This window comes from Streptomyces sp. LBL, from assembly GCF_029893585.1.
Classification (GTDB): domain Bacteria; phylum Actinomycetota; class Actinomycetes; order Streptomycetales; family Streptomycetaceae; genus Streptomyces.
This window is the reverse complement of the sequence record NZ_JARXYX010000026.1, coordinates 37,778-61,713: the sequence shown is the minus strand read 5'-3', so window position 1 is coordinate 61,713 and position 23,936 is coordinate 37,778. Positions and strand designations below refer to the sequence as shown.

Annotated in this window: 22 protein-coding genes; 12 read left to right on the top strand and 10 right to left on the bottom strand. The window is 70.8% G+C overall.

The features are described 5' to 3' along the window. Nucleotides 1-535: 535 nt before the first annotated feature. The gene (locus M2271_RS28385; protein WP_280890196.1) at nucleotides 536-1,360 is read left to right on the top strand and encodes an alpha/beta hydrolase; all 825 of its coding nucleotides are present in this window, start codon (nucleotides 536-538) and stop codon (nucleotides 1,358-1,360) included. Nucleotides 1,361-1,563: 203 nt separating this feature from the next. Then, nucleotides 1,564-1,839, top strand: coding sequence for a DUF1876 domain-containing protein (locus tag M2271_RS28380; RefSeq protein ID WP_280890195.1), 276 nt, complete (start codon nucleotides 1,564-1,566; stop codon nucleotides 1,837-1,839). Here the strand turns inward: M2271_RS28380 and M2271_RS28375 are convergent. From M2271_RS28375 to M2271_RS28360, 4 genes are all read right to left on the bottom strand, one after another. Next, complete coding sequence (locus tag M2271_RS28375) at nucleotides 1,829-3,085, bottom strand: serine hydrolase domain-containing protein (RefSeq protein ID WP_280890272.1); 1,257 nt, start codon at nucleotides 3,083-3,085, stop codon at nucleotides 1,829-1,831. The genes M2271_RS28380 and M2271_RS28375 overlap by 11 nt on opposite strands. Nucleotides 3,086-3,279: 194 nt before the next feature. After that, on the bottom strand, nucleotides 3,280-4,029 hold the full coding sequence (locus M2271_RS28370) for an ABC transporter ATP-binding protein (protein ID WP_280890271.1): 750 nt from the start codon (nucleotides 4,027-4,029) through the stop codon (nucleotides 3,280-3,282). A 26-nt stretch (nucleotides 4,030-4,055) separates the two neighbouring features. Next, a complete protein-coding gene (gene cbiQ, locus M2271_RS28365; protein ID WP_280890194.1) occupies nucleotides 4,056-4,817 on the bottom strand; it encodes a cobalt ECF transporter T component CbiQ in 762 nt (253 codons plus the stop codon). Between the two features lies 1 nt (nucleotide 4,818). Next, nucleotides 4,819-5,871: an energy-coupling factor ABC transporter permease gene (locus M2271_RS28360; RefSeq protein WP_280890193.1), complete on the bottom strand. Its 1,053-nt coding sequence runs from the start codon at nucleotides 5,869-5,871 to the stop codon at nucleotides 4,819-4,821. Nucleotides 5,872-6,132: 261 nt separating this feature from the next. On the opposite strand from M2271_RS28360, the gene M2271_RS28355 reads away from it, so the two are divergent. Continuing rightward, complete coding sequence (locus M2271_RS28355) at nucleotides 6,133-6,543, top strand: SsgA family sporulation/cell division regulator (protein WP_280890192.1); 411 nt, start codon at nucleotides 6,133-6,135, stop codon at nucleotides 6,541-6,543. A 135-nt stretch (nucleotides 6,544-6,678) separates the two neighbouring features. On the opposite strand, the gene M2271_RS28350 is transcribed toward M2271_RS28355, so the two are convergent. From M2271_RS28350 to M2271_RS28335, 4 genes are all read right to left on the bottom strand, one after another. Next, complete coding sequence (locus M2271_RS28350) at nucleotides 6,679-8,451, bottom strand: penicillin-binding transpeptidase domain-containing protein (RefSeq protein WP_280890191.1); 1,773 nt, start codon at nucleotides 8,449-8,451, stop codon at nucleotides 6,679-6,681. A 111-nt stretch (nucleotides 8,452-8,562) separates the two neighbouring features. Next, nucleotides 8,563-10,191 (bottom strand): penicillin-binding transpeptidase domain-containing protein, encoded by a 1,629-nt coding sequence (locus M2271_RS28345; protein ID WP_280890190.1) that lies wholly within the window; start codon nucleotides 10,189-10,191, stop codon nucleotides 8,563-8,565. A gap of 365 nt (nucleotides 10,192-10,556) precedes the next feature. Next, complete coding sequence (locus M2271_RS28340; RefSeq protein WP_280890189.1) at nucleotides 10,557-10,745, bottom strand: DUF397 domain-containing protein; 189 nt, start codon at nucleotides 10,743-10,745, stop codon at nucleotides 10,557-10,559. Beyond that, complete coding sequence (locus tag M2271_RS28335; protein ID WP_280890188.1) at nucleotides 10,742-11,599, bottom strand: helix-turn-helix transcriptional regulator; 858 nt, start codon at nucleotides 11,597-11,599, stop codon at nucleotides 10,742-10,744. Before M2271_RS28335 ends, M2271_RS28340 begins: the two co-directional genes overlap by 4 nt. 126 nt (nucleotides 11,600-11,725) lie before the next feature. Between M2271_RS28335 and M2271_RS28330 the strand changes: the two genes are divergently transcribed. Beyond that, nucleotides 11,726-12,169, top strand: a complete 444-nt coding sequence (locus M2271_RS28330; protein ID WP_280890187.1) for an ATP-binding protein — start codon at nucleotides 11,726-11,728, stop codon at nucleotides 12,167-12,169. 158 nt (nucleotides 12,170-12,327) lie between these two features. On the opposite strand, the gene M2271_RS28325 is transcribed toward M2271_RS28330, so the two are convergent. After that, entirely contained in the window at nucleotides 12,328-12,738 is a 411-nt protein-coding gene (locus tag M2271_RS28325) for a hypothetical protein (protein WP_280890186.1), read from the bottom strand. Nucleotides 12,739-12,833: 95 nt separating this feature from the next. Here M2271_RS28325 and M2271_RS28320 point away from each other — a divergent pair, with 95 nt between their 5' ends. After that, nucleotides 12,834-13,697 (top strand): class I SAM-dependent methyltransferase, encoded by an 864-nt coding sequence (locus M2271_RS28320; RefSeq protein WP_280890185.1) that lies wholly within the window; start codon nucleotides 12,834-12,836, stop codon nucleotides 13,695-13,697. Here the strand turns inward: M2271_RS28320 and M2271_RS28315 are convergent, their stop codons facing one another. Beyond that, complete coding sequence (locus M2271_RS28315; protein ID WP_280890184.1) at nucleotides 13,698-15,440, bottom strand: phospholipid carrier-dependent glycosyltransferase; 1,743 nt, start codon at nucleotides 15,438-15,440, stop codon at nucleotides 13,698-13,700. 63 nt (nucleotides 15,441-15,503) lie between these two features. Here M2271_RS28315 and rsmI point away from each other — a divergent pair, with 63 nt between their 5' ends. The 7 genes from rsmI (at nucleotide 15,504) to M2271_RS28280 (ending at nucleotide 23,848) form a co-directional block, all read left to right on the top strand. Further along, nucleotides 15,504-16,421, top strand: coding sequence for a 16S rRNA (cytidine(1402)-2'-O)-methyltransferase (gene rsmI, locus M2271_RS28310; protein ID WP_280890183.1), 918 nt, complete (start codon nucleotides 15,504-15,506; stop codon nucleotides 16,419-16,421). 244 nt (nucleotides 16,422-16,665) lie between these two features. Further along, the gene (locus tag M2271_RS28305) at nucleotides 16,666-17,076 is read left to right on the top strand and encodes a hypothetical protein (protein ID WP_280890182.1); all 411 of its coding nucleotides are present in this window, start codon (nucleotides 16,666-16,668) and stop codon (nucleotides 17,074-17,076) included. 95 nt (nucleotides 17,077-17,171) lie between these two features. After that, nucleotides 17,172-18,080, top strand: a complete 909-nt coding sequence (locus M2271_RS28300) for a TatD family hydrolase (protein WP_280890270.1) — start codon at nucleotides 17,172-17,174, stop codon at nucleotides 18,078-18,080. 165 nt (nucleotides 18,081-18,245) lie between these two features. Next, on the top strand, nucleotides 18,246-19,694 hold the full coding sequence (locus tag M2271_RS28295; RefSeq protein WP_280890181.1) for a resuscitation-promoting factor: 1,449 nt from the start codon (nucleotides 18,246-18,248) through the stop codon (nucleotides 19,692-19,694). Nucleotides 19,695-19,841: 147 nt separating this feature from the next. Further along, nucleotides 19,842-20,879 carry a 16S rRNA (adenine(1518)-N(6)/adenine(1519)-N(6))-dimethyltransferase RsmA gene (gene rsmA / locus M2271_RS28290; protein ID WP_280890180.1) on the top strand — a complete coding sequence of 346 codons (1,038 nt, stop codon included), beginning with the start codon at nucleotides 19,842-19,844 and terminating at the stop codon, nucleotides 20,877-20,879. Further along, nucleotides 20,876-21,796 (top strand): 4-(cytidine 5'-diphospho)-2-C-methyl-D-erythritol kinase, encoded by a 921-nt coding sequence (locus M2271_RS28285; protein WP_280890179.1) that lies wholly within the window; start codon nucleotides 20,876-20,878, stop codon nucleotides 21,794-21,796. The genes rsmA and M2271_RS28285 overlap by 4 nt, the downstream gene beginning before the upstream one ends. A 243-nt stretch (nucleotides 21,797-22,039) precedes the next feature. Next, nucleotides 22,040-23,848, top strand: coding sequence for an ABC-F family ATP-binding cassette domain-containing protein (locus M2271_RS28280; RefSeq protein WP_280890178.1), 1,809 nt, complete (start codon nucleotides 22,040-22,042; stop codon nucleotides 23,846-23,848). The last annotated feature ends 88 nt before the right edge of the window (nucleotides 23,849-23,936 follow it).

Below are 23,936 nucleotides of genomic sequence, written 5' to 3'. Positions count from 1 at the left end.
TGCGGGCCGGGGGTGACGCCCCAACGGTCGGCGAGGGCGTCCACGAGGAGCGTGGACTTTCCTGAACGCTTCCGCGGCTGATGTGGCGGGGAACAGTGTCCTGGCCATGGGATGCACCTGAGTCTCAGCGTCCGTATCGTCGAAACCCTCCGTATCGTCGAAACCCTCCGTATCGTCGAAACCTTCCGTATCGTCAAAACCCTCCGGAACGTCCAAACAGAGGTTGGGGTCGAGTTCCATGGGTTGCACCCTTTCCCGTTCGGTCGGCGGTACGAGTCGGCAGAGGCTGATCCTCTGAACACGACGCCCGGTAGGACCGGCGCACACCTGGAAGGGCTGCTTCCTTCCGGCCCAGAAGGTCACGCGGGCCAGGGCTGACGTCGTACGGGAGACCACGGGGTACGCGATCGGGTGCGGGCCCCTTCCGGCACCGACCTGACGTGGGTGTGCCAGGACTGCGTGCGTCCTGCCACTTCGCACGGCGTCCTTCCAGGCCACACATTCCCAGCACGGACCAATTATTAGGAGACATGACATGTCGTACATCACCAGCCCCGACGGCGCGCAGATCTACTACAAGGACTGGGGCAAGGGCCAGCCGGTCGTCCTGAGCCACGGGTGGCCGCTGAACTCCGACTCGTGGGAGGCGCAGATGCTCTTCCTGGCCGAGAACGGGTTCCGCGTCATCGCCCACGATCGCCGTGGCCACGGCCGCTCCACGCAGACGTGGGACGGCAACGAGATGGACACCTACGCCGACGACCTGGCGGCCCTGATCGACGCCCTGGACCTGAACGGCGTCAGCCTGGTCGGCTTCTCCACCGGGGGCGGCGAGGTCGCGCACTACATCGGACGGCACGGTAGCGCGAAGGTCGCCAAGGCGGTGCTGGTCTCCTCGGTGCCGCCGTTCATGCTCAAGACGCCCGACAACCCCGGCGGGGTGGACATCGAGGTGTTCGACGGTCTGCGGGCCGGGTCGCTGGCCGACCGGTCCCAGCTCTACAAGGACCTGGCCGCCGGACCGTTCTTCGGCAACAACCGTGACGGCCAGTCGGCCTCCCAGGGCATGCAGGACGCGTTCTGGCGCCAGGGCATGCAGGCGGGCCACCGCAACGCCTACGAAAGCATCGCCGCGTTCTCGGCGACGGACTTCCGTGCCGACCTGGCCAAGTTCGACGTGCCGACCCTGGTGATCCACGGCGACGACGACCAGGTGGTGCCGTTCGAGGTCGGCGGAAAGGCATCCGCGGCCCTGATCGCCGGCGCCCAGCTCAAGGTCTACCCCGGCGCCCCCCACGGCATCACCGACACCCACAAGGACCAGCTCAACGCCGACCTCCTTGAGTTCCTCAAGGGCTGACAGCCACCAGCAGGACCCCAGGCCACCCCTCTGTGGGCCGTTTCCGCTGAGCCACTTCACCGGTCCGTTCCGTCGAGCTGTTCCACCGAGCCGTTCCCGGGAGCGGCCGTGGGCCGGAGTGGTGCTTCGGAGTGGTAACCGGAGTGCTGCGTAGCCCGTCGTGGAGGAGCACCCTGGAAGCAGGGGTTCCGGAGGTGATCGTCATGATGCACACCACTGTGGGATGGCACATCGAGCTGGAGTTCCAGGAGGATGATCAGCACACCCGGGCGGCCGCGATGGTGCGGCTGCCCGACGGCACCGAAGTACGGACGCACGGGCACGCCAGCCGCCACCACGCCGACCCGAACCAGCCGAGGGTGGGGGAGGAGGTCGCCGCGGCCCGCGCTCTGAACGAACTCGCGATGCAGTTGCTGACCAAGGCGCACGACGAGATCGACCAGGCGTCCGGACGGACTTCGCACACGATCAACGTGTGAGCTGCTCCAGCGCGGTACGCACCGCCCTGACCAGCGCCTGCGCCCGCGGATCCGCTGTCACGGTCTTGCGGAAACCGTTCGTGACATAGCCGAGGGCGATGCCGGTCTCCGGGTCGGCGAAACCGAGCGTGCCGCCCCGGCCCGGGTGGCCGAACGAGCCCGGGCCGAGCAGCGGCGAGGCGCTGCCGCGCAGCATGTAGCCGAGGCCGAAGCGGGTGTTCACCACCAGGACCCGGTCCGGACCCGCCGATTCCTCGGCGCGGGCCGCCTCGACCGTGGCCGGCTCGAACAGCCGTATCGGCTCGAACAGCCGTATGTTGTCGGCCTCGCGGATCCCGTCGGCCTCGCGGATCCCGTCGGGCTCACCAACGCCCTTGACCTCGCCGATCAGGGCCGCGTAGAAGCGGGCCAGTCCGTCGGCCGTGGCGATGCCGTTGGCCGCGGGCAGGGCCACCGCGCGGTACGCCGGGTCGTTCTGGTCGGGGAAGGGCGTGATCGCGGCGAACGCCCGGCGGGTGAGGGAGTCCGGGTCGTCGTAGGCCGCGGTGACCGCACGCTTCGGGCGGACCCGCAGGCCGGAACCTGGGGCGGGCTCGCGGGCGTCGTCCAGAGGGCCGACCCGGCCCGCCCGGCCCGCCGTCTCCTCCGCCGGCGGCAGCCCCAGCCACAGATCCAGGCCGAGCGGCCCGGCGATCTCGGCCGCGATCCACTCGCCGGCGTCCTGCCCCGTCACCCGCCGCACCAGTTCGTCGAGCATCCAGCCGTACGTCAGTGCGTGGTAGCCGTGGCCCGTGCCGGGCTCCCAGACGGGCGCCTGGGCGGCGACCGCTTCGGGGCCCCGGTACGGATCCAGGGCCTGTTCCGGCGTGATCGGCCGGTCGAGCAGCGGCAGCCCGGCCCGGTGGTTCAGCACCTGCCGCACCAGCACCCGGTCCTTGCCGTGCGCCTTGAACTCCGGCCAGTACTCGCCCACCGGCGCGTCCAGGTCCAGCTCCCCGCGCTGGTGCAGCAGCAGCGGTACGGCGGCGGCGACGCCCTTGGTCGCCGAGCGGATCACCTGGGCGGTGCCGCGCTGCCAGGGCTCGGTCCCGTCGACGTCCTTGGTACCGCCCCACAGATCGACGACCCTGCGTCCGTCCCGGTACACGGCGACCGCCGCGCCCCGGTCCCCGAGAGCCTCGAAGTTCCGCACGAACGCGTCCCTGACCGGCTCGAAGCCGTCGGCCACGCTGCCGTTCACGTCCACGCCGACGTCCACCTCGGTACTCCCGTCCGATCACCTGCGACGCATCTGCGACTCATCTGCGAGTCACGTACGACTCACCCACGCCACGAGGCGCAACAAGCCGCGGTCGCCTGCGATTCCTCTGCCTCTTCGATTCCTCGGAACAGTCACGCCCACGTTCACGCCCACGTTCACGCCGCCGTTCACACCGACGGTCACGCGCCCATCGTCACCGACCGCGGGTCGAATCCGAACGGCAGCTCCAGCCGGTGGGCCCGCATCAGCGCGTCGTCGGAGAGGAGCTCGCCGGTCCTGCCGTCGGCCGCGACGGTGCCCTCGCTCAGGATCAGGGCGCGGGAGCACAGCTCCAGGGCGTACGGCAGGTCGTGCGTGACCATCAGGACGGTCACGTCCAGCGAGCGCAGGATGTCGGCGAGTTCGCGGCGGGAGGCCGGGTCGAGGTTGGAGGACGGCTCGTCCAGGACGAGGATCTCCGGTTCCATCGCGAGGACCGTCGCCACGGCCACCCGGCGCCGCTGCCCGAAGGAGAGATGGTGCGGGGGCCGGGCCTTGAACTCCGCCATGCCGACCCGCTCCAGCGCCCGGTCGACCCGCTGCTCCAGCTCCGGCCCCCGCAGCCCGGCCGCCGCCGGTCCGAAGGCCACGTCCTCGCGCACGGTCGGCATGAAGAGCTGGTCGTCGGGGTCCTGGAAGACGATGCCGACCTTGCGCCGGATCTCCGCCATGTGCTGCTTGCCGACGGGCAGCCCGGCGACCGTCACCGTGCCGGTGCCGCCGCTCAGGATGCCGTTGAGGTGCAGCACCAGGGTCGTCTTGCCGGCGCCGTTCGGGCCGAGCAGCGCGACCCGCTCGCCCCGGGCGATGGTGAAGTCCACGCCGAACAGCGCCTGGTGGCCGTCGGGGTAGGCGAAGGCGAGGCCCGAGACCTCCAGGGAGGCGGTCATGAGGGAATCAGTCACGGGGGAAGCAGTCACAGAGCCCATCCCAGCACGCAGACGACGAGGGCGACGAACGGGAGGGTGAGGGCGTACGACCACTGCGCCCGGGACGCGGTCACCTCGTCGATCACCGGCATGGACCCGGCGTACCCCCGGCTGACCATGGCCAGGTGGACCCGCTCTCCGCGCTCGTAGGAGCGGATGAACAGCGCGCCCGCCGATTTCGCGAGGACGCCCCAGTGCTTCACACCCCGGGCCTCGAAGCCCCGGGACTCCCGGGCGATCCGCATCCGCCGCATCTCGTCGGTGATGACATCGCCGTACCGGATCATGAAGGACGCGATCTGCACGAGCAGCGGCGGGAGCTTCAACCGCTGGAGCCCCAGCAGGAGTTCGCGCAGTTCGGTGGTGGACGCGAGGAGCACGGAGGCGGCGACGCCGAGGGTGCCCTTGGCGAGTACGTTCCAGGCGCCCCACAGGCCGTTCACGCTCAGCGAGAGCCCCAGTACCTCGACCCGCTCGCCCTCCGCCACGAACGGCATCAGCACCGCGAAGGCGACGAACGGGACCTCGATCAGCAGCCGCTTGAGCAGGAAGCCGCCGGGGACGCGGGCCGCCCGGGCGACGCAGGCCAGCAGTACGGCGTACAGGCCGAACGCCCACATCGCCTCCCGCGGGGTCGAGACCACGACCACCACGAAGGCGAAGGTCGCCGAGAGCTTCGCGTGCGGCGGCAGGGCGTGCACCGGCGAGTGCCCGTGCCGGTAGAGCTTGTGCGCGTGCCCGGCCCCCACGTCAGACGCCCGTGCTGACGGGAGAGGTGGCGGAGGTGTCGTTCGTACGACGCCTGCGCACCGCCCAGAACACCGTGCTGCCCGCGACGACCGTGACGCCGACGCCGATCACGCCCGCGAGGCCGCTGGAGAGGCGGGCGTCCTCGATGTCCCTGACGCCGTAGTCGGCGAGCGGGGAGTCGGCGGTCGCGTGCTCCTTCGTCCGCTGGTCGATGCCCTTGTCGGCGGCGACCTTCTCCAGGCCGTCGGGGTGGGAGGAGGCGTAGAAGCTGACGAATCCGGCCAGCACGAGGGAGGCCGCCAGGCCCGTGATCCACACCTTGCGGTGCGAACGGGCGGCGACGGGGACCGGCTGAGCGTCCGGTACGTCGACGAGTTCGCCGTTCACCCGCAGCTTCAGCTTCTGCTGGAGGCCCCGGGCGCCGTACACCAGGTCCGGGCGTACGGCGATGACGGCGCCGACGGTCAGCGCGGTGATCGCGGCCTCGCCGATGCCGATCAGGACGTGCACACCGATCATCGCGGTGGCGACCTTGCCGATGGCGACCTCCGTGGTCCCGCCGACCGCGTACAGGAGGGTGAAGGCGAGGGCCGCGGCCGGCACCGAGAGCAGGGCGGCGACGAAGGAGGCGACCGTCACCGACCGGCGCGTGCGGGGCAGGACCTTCACCAGGCCGCGGAAGACGGCGTACGCGACGACCGTCGTGACGATCGCCATGTCGGTGACGTTCACGCCGAGCGCGGTCAGGCCGCCGTCCGCGAAGAGGATGCTCTGCATCAGCAGGACGACGGAGACACACAGGACCCCGGTGTAAGGGCCGACGAGGATCGCGGCGAGCCCGCCGCCGAGGAGATGTCCGCTGGTCCCCGCCGCGACGGGGAAGTTGAGCATCTGCACGGCGAAGATGAACGCGGCCACCAGGCCGGCCAGTGGCGCGGTGCGTTCGTCGAGTTCGCGGCGGGCGCCGCGCAGGCTCACGGCGACGGCGCCGGCGGCGACGACTCCGGTCGCGGCGGATACGGGCGCGTTGATGAATCCGTCAGGCACATGCACGGGTCGATGATAGTGGCTTGTTGCGAATAGTTCGCAAGAGCGTGGAGGAACGAAGAGGGAAGGGAGGGGGGACGGGAGGGGGGACGGGAGGAGTGAAGGGAGGAGGAAGGGGAAGGGGCGGAAGAGCAGCGCAAAACGTCCCGTCGACGTGAGGAACAGCATCTTCGCCCTCGCGGGCGGGATCCCGGAAATGTGCGACGCTGGAAGCCCAGAGGCCGCAGGACTTCCGTACAGGTTACGCAGCGCGAGAGGGTCGTCACGATGTCCGTAGTCGAACAGTACGCGCGAGCTCACATCGTCACGGACGCCGACCTCCCCCAAGAGGGAGACGAGGCCGTTCCGGTCGTCCTGCGCTACGACCCCGCGAACGACCCGGGTTCGGTACGGATCCGCCTGCCCGATTCCCCCGAGTGGACCTTCTCGCGCTCGCTCCTCGAACAGGGTCTGCGCGTCCCGGCCGGCAGCGGAGAGGTCCGCGTGTGGCCGTGCGGGCGCGTGCAGGCCGTGGTCGAGTTCCACTCCGCCGAGGGCGTCTGTGTGGTGCAGTTCGAGACGAAGGCCCTGCTCAGGTTCCTGCGCCGGACGTACATGGCCACGCCGGTGGGAACGCGGGAGACGTCCGCGGGAACGCACGAGACCTCGGCGGACTCCCGGGAGACCTCGGTGGGATAGCGGGAGTCCTCGGCGGGACTCCCCGGAGACCTCGGTGGGACAGCGGTGGACGTCGGCGGGATCCCAGGAGACCGCCATGGGGCCCCGGGAGACCTCGGCGGGCCCCGGGAGACCTCGGTGGGCCCCGGGGTGGAGTCAGCCCCCCATCTTCAGCAGTGACGCCACGATCGGCCCCGCCGTGTCACCGCCGTGGCCGCCCTGCTGGACCACGCCGGCGGACGCGAGGTCGCCCCGGTAGGCGGTGAACCACCCGTTCGGCTTCTTCTGGCCGTCGACTTCCGCCGACCCGGTCTTCGCGCCGACGTTGCCGGTGACCCCGGACATCGCCTCGGCCGCCGTGCCGGAGGACGCCGTGTACGACATCAGGTCGCGCAGCTTCGACAGCGTGTCCGAGGACATCGTGCGGGAGGCGGAGGCGAGCTTGCGGTTGTCGGCCGTCGGGGACACCAGGTAGGGCTGTTTGAAGGTGCCCGACTCGATGGTCGCCGACACCGACGCCATGTTCAGCGGGTTCATCCGGACCGCGCCCTGACCGATCAGCGACGCCGCCTTCTGGGCCGCGGTCTGCACCGGCACCGAACCGTCGAAGGTCGGCACCCCGATGGCCCAGTTGTTCATGGACAGGCCGAACACCTGCTGGGCCTGCTGCGTCAGGTCGTCGTTGTCCAGCTTCGGGGCCTGGCTGATGAAGGCGGTGTTGCAGGAGCGGGCGAAGCTCGCCTTGAAGGTGCCGCCCTTGATCTCGAACTTGTCGTCGTTCTGGAACTTCCAGCCGCCGTACGTGAAGTACTTCGGGCAGGGGTGCTTTTTGTCCGGCGAGGCCAGTTTCTTCTCGATCAGCAGCGAGGAGGTGATGACCTTCATCGTGGAGCCGGGCGCGAGGGAGCCCTGGAAGGCGGTGTTGAAGCCGCGGGAGGCGTTCGCGGCGGCCAGGATCTCGCCGGTCGAGGGCCGCAGCACCACGACCGACGACCGTGCCTTCTTGGCGACCTGCCGTTCCGCAGCCGCCTGGAGCGTCGGGTTCAGGGTCGTCTTCACCGTGCCCGGCGTGCCCTTGCTGAGCTCCAGCAGTGTCTTGTCGGACGCCTTCGACGCATTCGACGAAGACGAATTCGACCCGTTCGACGACTTCGACGACTTCGACGACTTCGACGACTTCGCGGACGGGTCGCGGACCACCCTGAGCTCGACGCCCGCCTTGCCGCCCGCCGTCTTGCCGTACTTCTCGCGCAGCCCGTCCAGGACCGGGCCCAGCGACGGGTACCTGGCGGTGGTGATCTCGCCGCCGTCCCGGTCGACCGCCTTGATCGGCGGGGTTCCGGACTCGCCGGTGACGAGGATGTCGCCGTCCTGGAGGTCGGGGTGGACGACCGAGGAGCGCCAGTCGACCCGCGGCTTCCCGTCGGTGGTGTCACGGACGACGGTGAGCGCGCTCTCGTACGTCAGCGGCTTCTCGGTGCCCTTGTACGACACCGTGGCCTTCACGGAGAAGGGAACCTTGGCGCCGGTGCGGGTGCCCGCGGTGACGGTGAGGTCCTTGAGGTGGGCGTTCTTGGCGTTGCCGGTGAGCAGGGTGGTGGCCGCCGCGGTGTCGTTCGTGACGGCGGCGGCCTGCGGGACCCTGCCCTGTTGCCAGGCGGTGAGGAACGTCCGGGCCGTGGTGGTGACCTCGGTCGCCGACAGCGGGCCGCTCGGGATGGCCTTGGCCTTCTGGTCGGCGCTCGAGGACGTCGACTGTGTCCGGTCGTCGGCCGCCTCCCCGCCGCCGAACAGCGCGTAGGCGCCGAAGCCGACGCCGCCGACGACCACGGCGATCAGCCCGCCGACCACGGCGGGCTTGGTCGTCCGTCTCTCGGTCGTCCGTCTCTCGGTCGTCCGTCGCTCGGCGACGCGCCTTCTGTTACCCACAGCCTTCGTTCCTCCGCGAAATCCCCAGGGTCATCTCGGGGCCCTGGCGGCCCAGCCCTCATCCACGACAACGACGGCCCCAGCCTAGAGTCCCGTCCGGCGTGGGTGGTCTCAGCCGGCAGCTCGTAGCACAGCTGCGACAATCGGACCGGCCGCGTCGCCGCCGTGACCGCCCTCCTCCGTCATGGCCGCCGCTGCCACGTCGTTGCGGAATCCGGTGAACCAACTGTTGGACACGGTCTGTCCGTCGACCTCGGCGGAACCGGTCTTCGCGCCGATGTCCCCGCCGAGCCCGGCCATCGCCTGCGCGGCGGTGCCCTGGGTCGCGGTCAGCCGCATCATCTGCTTGAGCTGGGACGTGGTGGCGGGCGGCAGGCCCTTGGCGGTGGCCAGTTGGCGGTCGTCGAGCTCGGGCGGGACCAGGTAGGGCTGGCGGAAGGCGCCGGTGATGGCGGTGGCCGTCACGGAGGCCATGTTCAGCGGGTTCAGCTGGACCTGGCCCTGGCCTATCGCGCCCGCCGCGCGGTCCGGGCCGCTGACGGCGGGGACCTTGCCGTCGACGGAGGCGACGCCGGTCTTCCAGTCCATGCCGAGCCCGAACCGGGTCCGGGCCTCCGTGGCCAGCGACTCGTCGGTGAGCGGCTCCTCGTCCATCAGCTTGATGAAGGCCGTGTTGCAGGACCGCATGAAGCTGTTGGCGAGCGTGGCGTTCTCGTTGGGCTGCATGCCCTTGAGGTTCTTGAAGGTCTGGCCCTGCCACATGGCGTCGTTCGTGCAGGGCGCGGGGCCGTTCATCGAGGTCACCCCGTTGTCGATGAGCATGGCCGCAGTGATGATCTTCATGGTGGAGCCGGGCGCGGCCGTGCCCTGGAAGGCCGCGTTGAAGGCGTCCTCGCGGTGGTTGGCCACCGCCAGTACCTCACCGGTGCTGGGTTTGACGGCGACGAGCGACGAGTTGGCGTACTGCTCGACCGCCGTCTCGGCCGCGGCCTGCGCGCTCGCGCTGAGCGTGGTCCGCAGCTTGCCCGGCTCGCCCTTGGCGAGGGTCAGCAGCGGGGTGTCCGCGGCGTCCTCGTCGGCGTGCCGGATCACCAGTTCGATGCCGGGGGTGCCGCCGGCCTTGTCGCCGTACTTGGCGCGCAGGGTGTCCAGGATCGGGCCGAGGGAGGGGTACTTCGCCTTCGTCAGCACGGTGCCGTCGCGGTCCACGGCCTCGATCGGCGGGTTCGCCGCCTCACCGGTGACGAGGGTGTCGTCCCGCCCCAGCTCGGGGTGGATCACCGAGGGCTGCCAGTCGACCAGGGGCCGCCCGGTGCTGACCCCGCGCACGACGGTCAGCTCGCTCTTGTACGCCAGCGGCTTGGACTTCCCGTCGTAGGCCACCTTCGCCGTCACCGCGTAGGGCACGGTGGCGCCGGACGCCCTACCGGGGGTGATCCGCACGTCGCTGACGTGGGCGCTCTGGCTGTACGCCGTCAGCAGCGGCCCGGCCGCCGCGGCGTTGTTCGTGTACCCCGCCGCACTCGCCGCCTGCCCCTTCTCCCAGGCCGCCAAGAACTTGGCGGACGTCTTCTCGACCTCGTCCGCGCTGGGCGGCCCGCTCTTGACGGGCGCGGGCCCCGCGCTACCGGTGTTCTCCCCGTTCAACGCGGACACGAAGTTGTACGCCCCGTACCCGCCCCCACCCACCATCACGACGAACACACCACCGATGACGGCGGCCTTGACCCCCCTGCCCATAGGGCGTTCCCCTCCCCGTAGCGTCCCCGTAGCGCCTTCCCCGCATCTTCTGAACGCGTTCAGAAAGGCGCGCTTCCCCGCACTCTATGCGCATGGTGTGACACCAGGTGAGAGATTTTTCCGACTGTCAGACCCAGGTATCCAGCCACATGTAGTTCGTCATCAGGCTGGTCATGTCATGTCATGTCATGTCACGGCCTGGCCTGGGTGCGGCAGTGGCGCGGGGGCGTAAGGCTGCCGTCTCGACGAAGGCGAGCGCCTCGGAGCAGTCCGCCCTCGACGTCGAGCAGCCGGAACGTGGCAGTCGTGGCAGTAGGGCTGCCGGAGTCCAGAATTTCGGCAGCCCTACGGACGTTGGGCGGGTGTCAGACTCGGGCGTCAGCCGCGTAGGCGACGAACTTCGACCAAGCGGTGGGAGAGAGGGCAAGGTCTTCGCCCTCCTTCTGCTTGGAATCGCGGATGTGGACGGCTCCGGCCATGGCGACCTCAACACAGTTGTCGCCCTGTGTCCCGCTGTAGCTGCTCTTGAACCAAGTCAGCTCGGTGGTGCTCATAGCGCTCCTCGCATCTCCTTCAACAGGCCCACGGTCGCCTCGTGGCTGAGGGCCTGCGAGCGCATCTTGCCATAGCGCTGAAGGAGGGCGCTGGTGTCTTGCGGGCTGGCGATCAGGGCACTTCCCTGCTGGCCCTCGAAGTAGCCGAACCACTGGTTCTCCGGAGACTCCGCCAGGTACATGGGGCCGTCGAGACCAGCGTGATCGTCCTGGCGCAGAGGCATGATCTGAAGCTGGACGTTGCGGAGTTCGGCCTGCTTGAGCAAGTAGTCGATGAGGATGCCGGTGACTTCGTCTCCGCCCGTCCGGCGTTCAAGCAGAGCCTGCTCGATGATGAAGCTGAAGGCCACGTTCTGCTTCTCGGACAGGAGACGCTGGCGTTCGAGCCGCGCTTCGACCTGCCGTTCAAGTTGTTCATCAGTCAGCGGAGGCAAGCTGCTGAGGAAGACCGCCCGTGCGTAAGCCTCCGGCTGCAACAACCCAGGAATCGCACGGCACTCATACGCGTACAGCGAGATCGCCTCCTCCTCGATCCCCGCCCACTGTACGAACCATGACGCCAGCCCCTGCCTCCGCGTCAGATGCCGTGCCGCCGCCTTGAGAACCCTCGGGGCCTCAAGAGCCGTCCCCGCCCGATCGATGAACCTCACCGACGGGAACCGCTTCCCCTGTTCCAGCTTGGCCACCGCATGCACCGAGTACCGCACCAGCGGCGCGAACTCCTCCTGGGTCAGGCCCGCTTCCTCACGCAACGCTTTCAGGACCGCGCCGAAGCTCTTGAGGCCGTCCGACACTTGCGGTTCACAGCTCGCGACGCCGTCCGACAGGCCCGGCCCACCTCCCACGTACGTCATTGAGACATCAACTCATCCAGGGTCACGGACTGTCACCCACCCTGTCCACTCGGTGAACCCACCCAGTCGCGGCTGTACCAGTGTCGTGCCTGTTGAGCCGCCCTCTCTCCCGTGACGCTGGACCGCATGACCGCACCTCAGGCCCAACCAGGCGTCACCGTACGTATGTTCTTCCAGCAGCTCAGCGCGACCCGGCGCGGCGCCCGCCTCGCCCGTCACCTCGCCACGTACCAACTCGACGTCTGGGGCATTCCGTTCGGATCGGACGTCTCCGACAACGTGGCCCTCGTCGTGGCCGAGCTGGCTTCCAATGCCGTACTCCACGCACGCGTACCGGGCCGTGACTTCGCCCTCCGCCTTGAGCACCGTACAGACGCACTCCGCATCGAGGTCGCGGACGCCCGGGGCGACCGCCACGTCGCCGCACAGCTGCCCGCGGCCGGCGCCACAGACCCGACCACCGACCACGGCCGTGGCCTCGTCATCGTCGACGTGCTCGCCTCCCGTTGGGGCGTCAACGACCGCCCTGGACCCGGCAAGGTCGTCTGGGCCGATATCGACATCCCCTGAGTCCGACATCCCCTGAGCTCGACTCCGACACGTAACAACTGCGGGTGGGTGATCTCTCGGGCAGGGGTGCCGGCCCGGTCGGAGTCAAGCCGATGCCCGCCTGTCCGAGGACAGGCGGCCGAGCTGCCCTGGTGCAGCGGCGGTGTGACGGCAGACGCTCAAAAGCCTCGGAGAACCCCGTCGTCCTCAACGGCAGAAGCGAACTCCTTGAAGTCCATGTTCGATATCGCCAGGTTGTTCTCGACGCTCCACAGCCACTCCGCCACGACCCGGAAGCGTTGCCCACGTTCCGCCCGCAGACCTATGACCAGGAGCGGCAGCTCCTCAGAGGCCAGGGCCTGCTTGTCCGCCAGGATGAGGAGCGGGTGCTCGTACTCGGCCGACAGCAGACCTATCGCGTCCTCGGGCAGCACGTCCGCGAATCGCCTGTCGTCGACGAGTTCGACGTTCGCCAGGAAGTCGTCCTCGTTCGGAGTGGACAACGCCGCCCGGAGGGCATCCCACGCGGCGTCACTGGAAAAGTCAGTACGTACCACCAGCGCGTCCACGCTGAAAGGAAGCTGAGTCATGCACGGACGGTACCGCTGCTGCGCAGGTGAACCTTCCCGGTCGGGGCACCAGTTGGGCTCCGTGAGCTTGGCGGCCATCGCGCTAGGCTGCTGAGATGACTGAGGGGCAGGGGCGGGTACAGCCGTCCGGAGTGTGGGCCACGGCGGTCGGGGTGGCCCGGGTACGGGCCCGGGAGACCGCGCGGGAGAACGCCTTGTTCCATGACCCGCTGGCGCTGGCCTTCGCCACCGCCGGCGGGCTCGGGCCGGACTCGGCCCCGCCGCCGAGCGGGGACGAGGCCTCCCGGCGGCGCCGGCTGGGCGTGGCGTTCTCCATCATCATCAGGACCAAGTTCCTCGACGACCTGCTGGAGCAGGCCTCCGCGGCCGGCGTCCGGCAGGTCGTGCTGCTCGGCGCGGGCATGGACAGCCGGGCCTTCCGGATGGACTGGCCCGAGGGCACCCGGCTGTTCGAGGTCGACACCGCCGAGCCGCTGGACTTCAAGGCCTCGGTGCTGCGCCAGGAGCGGGCCGTCCCGCGCTGCACCCGGATCACCGTCCCGGTGGATCTGCGCGAGGACTGGCCCGCTGCGTTGGCCGCCGCCGGGCACGACCCCGCGCTGCCGACGGTGTGGATCGCCGAAGGGCTGCTGATCTACCTGCCCGAGGACGCGGTGGAGCTGCTGCTGACCCGGATCGGCGCCGGCTCCGCACCCGGCAGCCGGATGGGGCTGACCCTGGGCTCGCGCGGGGTGATCGACCGCTTCGGCGCGGACGCCGGACCGGGATCGGCCGCGTCCATGTGGGTCTCGGAGATGCCCGACGACCCGGTCGGCTGGCTGGCCGGGCACGGGTGGGAGGCCGAGGGCCACACCCTGCGCGAGCGCGCCGCCGCCTACGGCCGCCCGATCAGCACCCCGCCCCGGCGGGAGGAACGGCCCGGCGGCCTGATCTCGGCCGTACGCCGACCGAACGGCTAGCTAGACCCAGGTATCCAGCCACATCCGCGACCGCCACTGGTCGATCGGGATCGTGGTGCCCGTGTAGATCGGCCAGAAGTAGATGAAGTTCCAGGCGATCAGCAGGACCAGGATGCCCGCGCCCGTGGCGCCCACGACGCGGCGGGTGTCGGTGGAGCCCGGGGGGCCGATGATCGCGCCGAGGAGCATGGTGACGGCCAGGCAGAGGAACGGGACGAAGACGATCGTGTAGAAGAAGAAGATCGTGCGGTCCTGGTAGAGGAACCAGGGAAGGTAGCCGGCCGCGATACCGCAGGCGATCGCGCCCGCGCGCCAGTCGCGGCGGAAGAACCAGCGCCACAGCACGTACAGGATCGCGAAGCAGGCCGTCCACCACAGCAGGGGCGTGCCGAGGGCGAGGACCTCACGGGCGCACTTCTCGCCCGCGTCGAGGGGGCAGCCGTCCTTGCCGGGCGCGGGGGACTCGTAGAAGTACGAGACCGGGCGGCCGGTGACGAGCCAGCTCCACGGGTTGGACTGGTACGTGTGCGGCGAGGAGAGGTTGATGTTGAAGTCGTAGACCTCGTGCTCGTAGTGCCACAGGCTGAGCCACCAGTCCGGGAAGAGCCAGGACCAGCTGCTGCTCCTGCCGTTGGCGGTCGCCCAGTTGCGGTAGTAGCCGCCGCTGCCGTTCGCGGGGGAGAGGATCCAGCCCAGCCAGGACAGGATGTACGTGGCGATCGCGACCGGGACGGTGGCGAGGAACGCCAGTCCGAGGTCCCGCCTGAGCACCGCCGCGTACGGGCGGCCCGCGCCCGCGACCTTGCGGGTGCCGACGTCCCACAGCACCGCCAGCACGCAGAAGGCGGCCAGCACGTAGAAGCCGTTCCACTTGGTGCCGATCGCCAGGCCCAGCAGCAGGCCCGCCAGCCAGCGCCAGGGGCGCCACCCGAAGCGGAGGGTCTCCGCGATGTGCGCGTCGGGGCGGGCCCGGCCGTGCGCGTCCACCGGGAGCGCGGCGGCGAGTTTCTCACGGGTCTTGTCGCGGTCGATGACCAGACAGCCGAACGCGGCCAGCACGAAGAACATCAGCACGCCGTCGAGCAGCGAGGTGCGGGCCATCACGAACGCCAGGCCGTCCACCGCCATCAGCGCGCCGGCCAGGCAGCCGAGGAAGGTCGAGCGGAAGATCCGGCGCCCGATCCGGCACAGCAGCAGGATCGACAGGGTGCCGAGCAGCGCGGTCATGAACCGCCAGCCGAACGGGTTGAACCCGAACATCAGCTCGCCGAGCCCGATGACGTACTTGCCGACCGGCGGGTGCACGACGTACGCCGCGCCCGTCGGCACCGGCACGTTCCCGTTGCTCGACAGGATCAGGTCGTTGACTTTCTTGTCCCAGTTGACCTCGAAGCCGCGGTGGACGAGCGCCCACGCGTCCTTCGCGTAGTACGTCTCGTCGAATATCACCGCCTTCGGGCTGCCCAGGTGGTAGAAGCGCATGATGCCCGCGAACAGCGTCACCAGCAGCGGACCGCCCCAGCCGGACCAGCGGGTCAGCCGCTCGGCGAACGGCCCGGGCGCCCCCGGGATCCGCCACAGCCGCGGGCTGGGCTGTACGTACGGCGGCACCAGACGGTCGCGTACGTCGCTGCTGGGCCCCGCCGTGTATCCGAAACGGCGCAGTCGCTGCTGCCACGACGGCCGTTGGTCCTGGGGGGCCTGGTCCTGCCGGGTGTCCGTGGAGGACGCGGTACTGGTCACCGCGCCATCGTAGGGAACCGTGCCGTGTGCGTCCTGCCTCTCCGCCCCTGCGAGGATGGAAACGTGACAGTTACGCCCGGAACCCTGGTCCTCGCCGGCACTCCCATCGGTGACGTCTCCGACGCTCCGCCCCGGCTCGCGGAGGAGCTGGCCGGTGCCGACGTCGTCGCCGCCGAGGACACCCGGCGGCTGCGTCGTCTGACGCAGGCGCTCGGGGTGACGCCCAAGGGGAGGGTCGTCTCGTACTTCGAGGGCAACGAGGCCGCCCGGACGCCTGAGCTGGTCGAGGAACTGGTGGGCGGCGCGCGGGTGCTGCTGGTGACCGACGCGGGGATGCCGTCCGTGTCCGATCCCGGGTACCGGCTGGTCGCGGCGGCCGTGGAGAAGGACATCCGGGTCACCGCCGTACCGGGGCCGTCCGCGGTGCTCACCGCACTCGCGCTGTCCGGGCTGCCGGTCGACCGGTTCTGCTTCGAGGGGTTCCTGCCGCGCAAGGCCGGCGAGCGGCTGTCCCGGCTGCGGGAGGTCGCGGGCGAGCGCCGCACGCTCGTCTACTTCGAGGCCCCGCACCGGCTCGACGACACCCTCGCCGCGATGGCGGAGGTGTTCGGCGCCGACCGGCGGGCCGCTGTCTGCCGCGAGCTGACCAAGACGTACGAGGAGGTCAGGCGCGGTGGGCTGGGTGAGCTGGCCGCGTGGGCCGCGGAGGGCGTACGGGGCGAGATCACCGTCGTCGTAGAGGGCGCCCCGGAGAAGGGGGCCGAGGGACTCGACGCCGCGGAACTCGTGCGGCGGGTGCGGGTGCGCGAGGAGGCGGGGGAGCGGCGCAAGGAGGCGATCGCCGCGGTGGCCGCCGACGCGGGGCTGCCCAAACGGGAGGTGTTCGACGCGGTGGTGGCGGCGAAGAACGCGGCATCCGGGGCAGTATCGGGGGCGGTATCCGGGGCGGTATCCGGGAAGGGCCCTGCTGGCCCTTCCTGAGATGCGTACAAGGGGGCGCGCAGGGCTCCTGAGCAGGGCGTATCTCCTCTGAGCGTGCGCCCCATGGGTGCGCAAAGCACCCTCCCGGCAAAGCAAAGCCAGGAGGGGTCGACGGGGCGGTTTGGCAAGGAACGCCTAAATCGGATCCAACACTCGACAGGCCTGGTGCGTTCGGGCCGGTGGAGGCGTCCACTGAGGAAAGGGACACACCCGTCCCTCGATCCAGCGGACCACAGGAGCTGGCATGAGTGAGATCGCCGTCGTGCACGAGTCGTATTCCTTCGCCTGCATGCGCTGCGGGCACGGGTGGGAGCAGTCGTACGTGATAGAGCACCACGTGGACGCCGACGGCCGGGAGTTCGTGCAGTACGTGGTGAACGATCAGGTCGTGCCCTCGCCGCTCTCCCGGCCGGCCTGCTCGAACTGCGACAACCACGTCATACGGATCATGCGGCCGGGGCGGGTCGCGTCGGCCCGTGACGCCGCGCACCGGCCGCAGCCCACACCGCCCGCCGGACCGGTGGAGGTTCCGACGGCTGGGAGCGACAGCGGGGCCGGGGGCGCGGCCGGGGTGGGGGCCGAGGGCGGGCAGAAGGAAGTCCACCACTGGCATCTGTCCGACTTCCTGCACTCGTTCCAGCGCAAGGCGAGCTGACCCGCTCCGGCACCGGCGACGGTATGCCCCTTTCGTAGGATCGGGGCATGCCTTCGCCTTCGAACGCCCCCTCCGGCACGTCCGGCACGTCCGATATGCCCGATAACCGCGACAAGAACGCCGCCCCGCCTCTCCCGGAGCCCCTGCGGGTACCGGTCGCCGACTCCCACACCCACCTCGACATGCAGGCGGGAACCGTGGAGGAGGCGCTCGCGAAGGCCGCGTCGGTCGGGGTGGCGACGGTCGTCCAGGTGGGCTGTGACGTACGGGGCTCGCAGTGGGCGGCCGAGACGGCGGCGCGGTACGACGCCGTCCACGCGACCGTCGCCCTGCACCCCAACGAGGCCCCCCGGATCGTCCACGGCGACCCTGGGGGCACCTCCCAGCCCCCTGGGGCTGGGGGAGGATGGTCCCGGCAGGACGCGCGCACACCGGGCGGGGACGCGGGACTCGACGCGGCGCTGGCCGAGATCGACCGGCTGGCCGGGCTGGAGCAGGTCAAAGGCGTCGGCGAGACGGGCCTCGACTACTTCCGGACCGGGCCCGAGGGCAAAGAGGCGCAGGAGCGGTCCTTCCGCGCCCACATCGAGATCGCCAAGCGGCACGGCAAGGCCCTGGTCATCCACGACCGTGACGCCCACGCCGACGTGCTGCGCGTGCTGAAGGAGGAGGGTGCCCCCGAACGCACCGTCTTCCACTGCTACTCCGGGGACGCCGAGATGGCGGAGATCTGCGCCGGCGCCGGGTACTTCATGTCCTTCGCCGGCAATGTCACCTTCAAGAACGCCCAGAACCTGCGGGACGCCGTCGCCGTGGCCCCGCTGGAGCTGCTGTTGGTGGAGACCGACGCGCCCTTCCTGACGCCGGTGCCGTACCGCGGACGGCCCAACGCCCCGTATCTCGTTCCGGTCACCGTGCGCGCCATGGCGGCCGTGCGGAGCATCGAGGAGGACGCGCTGGCGTCGGCACTCGCCGCCAACACGGCACGCGCGTTCGACTACTGACCCGTTACCGCTCCGTGATCGACCGACCCGAACGCCACTCTGGGTAGCCACGTCGCTTTGGAGGGTGACGGTAGCTCCGCTAGGTTCTGGGTGCCCGATCCGGACCCGACGCTGCTGGGGCGTCCGGACCCCTCTGGACCCCTCCGGCCCCTGGAGCGTGTCGGCGTGAGCAACGCGCATTACCAGACGTTCGAGACGGACGAGACGGACGAGACGTACGGCACGGAGCCTCCCCCCGGGCCCCGCACCGACCTGCGTATCACCGAGACGCAGGCCTACGACGCGTACGTGACGGCGACGGCGTACGGCACACCGGCCCCGTACGAGGACACGTACCGGCCCGCCTACGAGGACACGTACCGGCCCGCCTACGAGGTGGCGCAGGCGGCCGGACCCGAGTTGCCGCGGCAGGGCGTGCCCGAGGTGCCCACGCCCGTCGCGCGCGCCCGAGTGGGCGGGAGGGCGAGGCAGGCGGGCGGGCGGGCCGAGGGCCGGCGCCGGGCGCGGTCTGCCGAGCGCACCGACAGCACCATGCGCCGACTGCTGCCGCAGGCGCTGGTCGTCGCCTTCCTCGCCGGCGGCACCACCGCGTTCGTCGCCAAGGACAAGGCGATCGAGCTGAACGTCGACGGCGCACCGCGCACCCTGCACACCTTCGCGGACGACGTCACCGAACTGCTCGCCGAGGAGGGCGTGCGGGTCGGGGCGCACGACGTGATCGCACCCGCTCCCGGCGAGGCGCTCGCCAGCGGCGGCGAGGTCGCGGTGCACTACGGCCGTCCCGTACGCCTCACCCTGGACGGTCAGCGGCGCGAGATCTGGACGACGGCGCACACCGTGGAGGGGGCGCTGCGACAGCTGGGAGTGCGTGCGGAGGGCGCGTACCTGTCCACCTCACGCTCCCAGCGCATCGGACGCGCGGGGATCGCGCTGGACGTGCGCACCGAGCGTTCCGTGACCGTCATGGCGGACGGCCGGGCCCGCACGATCCGCACCAACGCGGCGACCGTGCGCCAGGCAGTCGAGGAGGCCGGGATCACCCTGCGGGGACAGGACACGATGTCCGTGACGCCGGAGAGTTTCCCGCGCGACGGGCAGACCGTCACCGTGCTGCGGATCACCGGCGGCGAGGAGATCCAGGAGGAGTCGATCCCGTTCGTGGTGGAACGGACCGAGGACCCCGGGCTGTTCCGCGGCACCGAGGTGGTCGATCGGGCCGGGCAGCCGGGGCTGCGGCGGATCACGTACTCCGTGCGGATCGTCAACGGCGTCCGGCAGAAGCCGCGGTGGACGGGGACGGAACTGGTGCGGGAGCCGCAGGCGCAGGTGGTGAAGGTGGGGACGAAGCCGCTGCCCCCGCCCGTGCGGGGAGCGGACCGGCTCGACTGGCAGGCGCTGGCGGAGTGCGAGTCCGGTGGGGAGCCGGAAGCGGTCGATGCGTCGGGGACGTACGGCGGGCTGTACCAGTTCGACACGCAGACCTGGCAGAGCCTCGGAGGGAAGGGGCGGCCGCAGGACGCGTCGGGGGAGGAGCAGACGGTCCGGGCGAAGAAGCTCTATGCGCGGCAGGGGGCGAGCCCTTGGCCGCATTGCGGGGAGCGGTTGCAGGGTTGAGCGGCCCGCTGCGGGCAGTCGTACCGCTGCCGCTGCCGCTGCCGCTGCCGCTGCCGCTGCCGCTGCTGCGCCCGGCCCTCGCCCGGCCCGAGTGCCGGGTGAGCCGGTCGGTGAATCACGTCAACTGCACCCCCGTACCCTTGTCCCGTGAGCAGCAGCCCCGTCCCCGATGCCCTTCTCGGTCCCGCCGACATCCGTGAACTCGCAAGTGCCCTCGGTGTGCGCCCCACCAAGCAGCGCGGTCAGAACTTCGTGATCGACGCCAACACGGTCCGCCGTATCGTCCGTACCGCCGGCGTCCGGGCCGACGACGTGGTGGTGGAGGTCGGTCCGGGACTCGGCTCGCTCACCCTCGCGTTGCTGGAGGCAGCCGACCGGGTCACCGCCGTCGAGATCGACGACGTGCTGGCCGGCGCGCTGCCCGCGACGATCGCGGCGCGGATGCCGCGGCGGGCGGACCGGTTCGCGCTGGTGCACTCCGACGCGATGCTGGTGACCGAGCTGCCGGGCCCGGCCCCGACCGCGCTGGTGGCGAACCTGCCGTACAACGTGGCCGTACCGGTCCTGCTGCACATGCTCGAATGCTTCCCGAGCATCGAGCGCACCCTCGTGATGGTCCAGGCGGAGGTCGCCGACCGGCTCGCTGCCGCGCCGGGTTCGAGGGTGTACGGCGTTCCGTCGGTCAAGGCCAACTGGTACGCCGAGGTCAGGCGGGCCGGGTCCATCGGCCGCACCGTGTTCTGGCCCGCGCCGAACGTCGACAGTGGGCTGGTCTCGCTGGTGCGGCGGGCCGAGCCGGTCAAGACCACGGCGTCCAGGCGTGAGGTGTTCGCTGTCGTGGACGCCGCCTTCGCCCAGCGCCGCAAGACCCTGCGGGCCGCCCTCGCCGGCTGGGCCGGATCCGCGGCGGCGGCCGAGACGGCCCTGGTCGCCGCCGGTGTCTCGCCTCAGGCGCGGGGCGAGGCCCTGACGGTCGAGGAGTTCGCGCGGATCGCCGAGTCCCGCGTCGCCGAGTCCCGCGTCGACGAGTCCCGCGTCGACGAGTCCCGCGTCGACGAGTCCCGCGTCGACGAGTCCCGCGTCGACGAGTCCCGCGTCGACGAGTCCCGCGCCGCCGAGAACCGCGCCACCGAGAACCGCCTCGACGAGACCCCCGTCGCCCAGCATGAGGAGCCCGGTCAGTGAGCGTCACCGTACGCGTCCCCGCCAAGGTCAATGTCCAGCTCGCGGTGGGTGCCGCGAGGCCCGACGGGTTCCACGACCTGGCCAACGTCTTCCTCGCGGTCGGCCTCCACGACGAGGTGACCGTGACCCCGGCCGACGCGCTGCGCGTCACCTGCGCGGGGCCGGACGCCGACCAGGTGCCCCTGGACCGTACGAATCTGGCGGCGCGGGCGGCGATCGCGCTCGCCGAGCGCCGTGGCCTGGAAGCCGCCGTCCACATCCACATCGCCAAGGACATCCCGGTGGCCGGCGGGATGGCGGGCGGCAGCGCGGACGGCGCGGGGGCACTGCTGGCCTGCGACACGCTGTGGGGCACGAACGCCTCCCGCGAGGAACTCCTCGACATCTGCGCCGAGTTGGGCAGTGACGTGCCGTTCAGCCTGGTCGGCGGGGCGGCGCTCGGCACCGGGCGTGGGGAGCAGCTGCGCACGCTCGACGTCGGCGGGACCTTCCACTGGGTGTTCGCGATGGCGGGCCGCGGGCTGTCGACGCCGGCCGTGTTCCGTGAGTTCGACCGGCTGACGGAGGGCCGGGACGTGCCCGAGCCGATCGCCTCCCGGGAACTGCTCGACGCCCTCGCCAAGGGCGACCCCGACGCGCTCGCCGCCGCCGTCTCCAACGACCTCCAGCCCGCCGCCCTGTCCCTGTTCCCGGAGCTTGCCGACACCCTCGCGGCCGGCCGGGCCGCCGGTGCCCTCGCCGCGCTGGTCTCCGGCTCGGGCCCGACCACGGCGTTCCTCGCCCGGGAGGCCGAGTCGGCGGCGAAGGTGGCTGAGGCCCTGCGGGCGTCGGGCACCTGCCGGACGGTGCGTACGGCGTCCGGGCCGACGCCCGGTGCGACGGTGGTGGCGGGGACGGCTGGGGCGGCGGGGGCCTGAGCGCCGGCTGGGGCGGCGGGGGCCTGAGCGCCGGCTGGGGCGGCGGGGGCCTGAGCGCCGGCTGACCTGACCGGCCCCGGCCTGCTGACCTCCCTCGCCCAGGCCTGCTGACCTCCCTGCCGGTCGGCTGCCCCCTCTCCCGGCCGGCAGGCCCCTCTCCGCCGACAGGGGAGCGGGCCGGAGATGTCGGCCTGCCCCGGCGATTACCCTGAAGGGTCGAGCGTCCCCCCTGTCAGGAGAGAAATGGCCGTCAATCTGGTCAATGTCGAGAACGTCAGCAAGGTGTACGGCACTCGTGCCCTCCTCGACGGCGTGTCCCTCGGCGTCTCCGAGGGGGACCGGATCGGTGTGGTCGGACGCAACGGCGACGGCAAGACCACCCTGATCCGGATGCTCGCCAAGCTGGAGGACTCCGACACCGGCCGCGTCACGCACTCCGGCGGACTGCGCCTCGGCGTGCTCACGCAGCACGACTCCCTCGACCCGGCCGCCACCGTCCGGCACGAGGTCATCCGGGACCTCGCCGACCACGAGTGGGCCGGAAACGCGAAGATCAGGGACGTACTCACCGGGTTGTTCGGGGGGCTGGACCTGCCGGGCTTCCCGCAGGGGCTCGACACCGTCATCGGGCCGCTGTCCGGCGGGGAGCGCCGCCGGATCGCCCTCGCCAAGCTGCTCATCGACGATCAGGACCTGATCGTCCTCGACGAGCCCACCAACCACCTCGACGTCGAGGGCATCTCCTGGCTGGCCAAGCACCTGCGCGAGCGCCGCTCCGCGCTCGTCTGCGTGACCCACGACCGGTGGTTCCTCGACCAGGTCTGCACCCGCATGTGGGACGTCCAGCGCGGTGACGTCCACGAGTACGACGGCGGCTACTCCGACTATGTCTTCGCGCGCGCCGAGCGTGAGCGGATCGCCGCCACCGAGGAGACCAAGCGGCAGAACCTGGTCCGCAAGGAGCTGGCGTGGCTGCGGCGCGGTGCCCCGGCCCGTACGTCCAAGCCGCGCTTCCGTATCGAGGCCGCCAACGAGCTCATCGCGGACGTGCCGCCGCCCCGGGACAGCAGCGAGCTGATGAAGTTCGCCTCCTCGCGGCTCGGGAAGACCGTCTTCGACCTGAAGGACGTCACCGTCCAGGCCGGCCCCAAGGTGCTGCTCAAGCACGTGACCTGGCAGCTCGGGCCCGGCGACCGGATCGGCCTGGTCGGGGTGAACGGCGCCGGGAAGACCTCCCTGCTGCGGGCCATGGCCGAGGCGTCGTGGACCGACGGCGAGACACAGCCCGCGGGCGGCCGTGTCTCCGTGGGCAGGACGGTCAAACTCGCCTATCTCTCCCAGGAGGTCGCCGAACTCGCCCCGAACCTGCGGGTGCTGGAGGCCGTGCAGCAGGTGCGGGAGCGGGTCGACCTCGGCAAGGGGCGCGAGATGACCGCCGGGCAGCTGTGCGAGACGTTCGGGTTCACCAAGGAGAAGCAGTGGACGCCGGTGGGGGACCTGTCGGGTGGTGAGCGGCGCCGGCTCCAACTGCTGCGTCTCCTCATGGACGAGCCCAACGTCCTCTTCCTCGACGAGCCCACCAACGACCTCGACATCGAGACGCTGACCCAGCTGGAGGACGTGCTCGACGGCTGGCCCGGCTCGATGATCGTCATCTCCCACGACCGGTTCTTCGTCGAGCGGACCACCGACCGCGTCTTCGCCCTGCTCGGCGACGCCTCGCTGCGGATGCTGCCGCGCGGGATCGACGAGTACCTGGAGCGGCGCCGGCGGATGGAGGAGGCGGCCGCCGCGTCGGCTCCGGCGCCGGTCGCCGACAAGGCCGTACCGGAGAAGAGCTCCGCCGACCAGCGGGCCGCCAAGAAGGAACTCCAGAAGATCGAGCGGCAGTTGGACAAGATCTCCGAGAAGGAGACCACACTGCACGGGCGGATCGCGGACAACTCCACCGACTTCGCGAAGGTGGCCGAACTCGACACCGAGCTGCGGGACTTGGCCGGTGAGCGGGAAGAGCTGGAGCTGCGCTGGCTGGAACTCGCCGACGACGCGTGAGTGAAGGCGCGTAACGAGGTCATCACGGGCCGGTTCTCCCTTGGATACAGAGGGTGAACCGGCCCGGTGCGTTGTCGGTCCCAAGTGA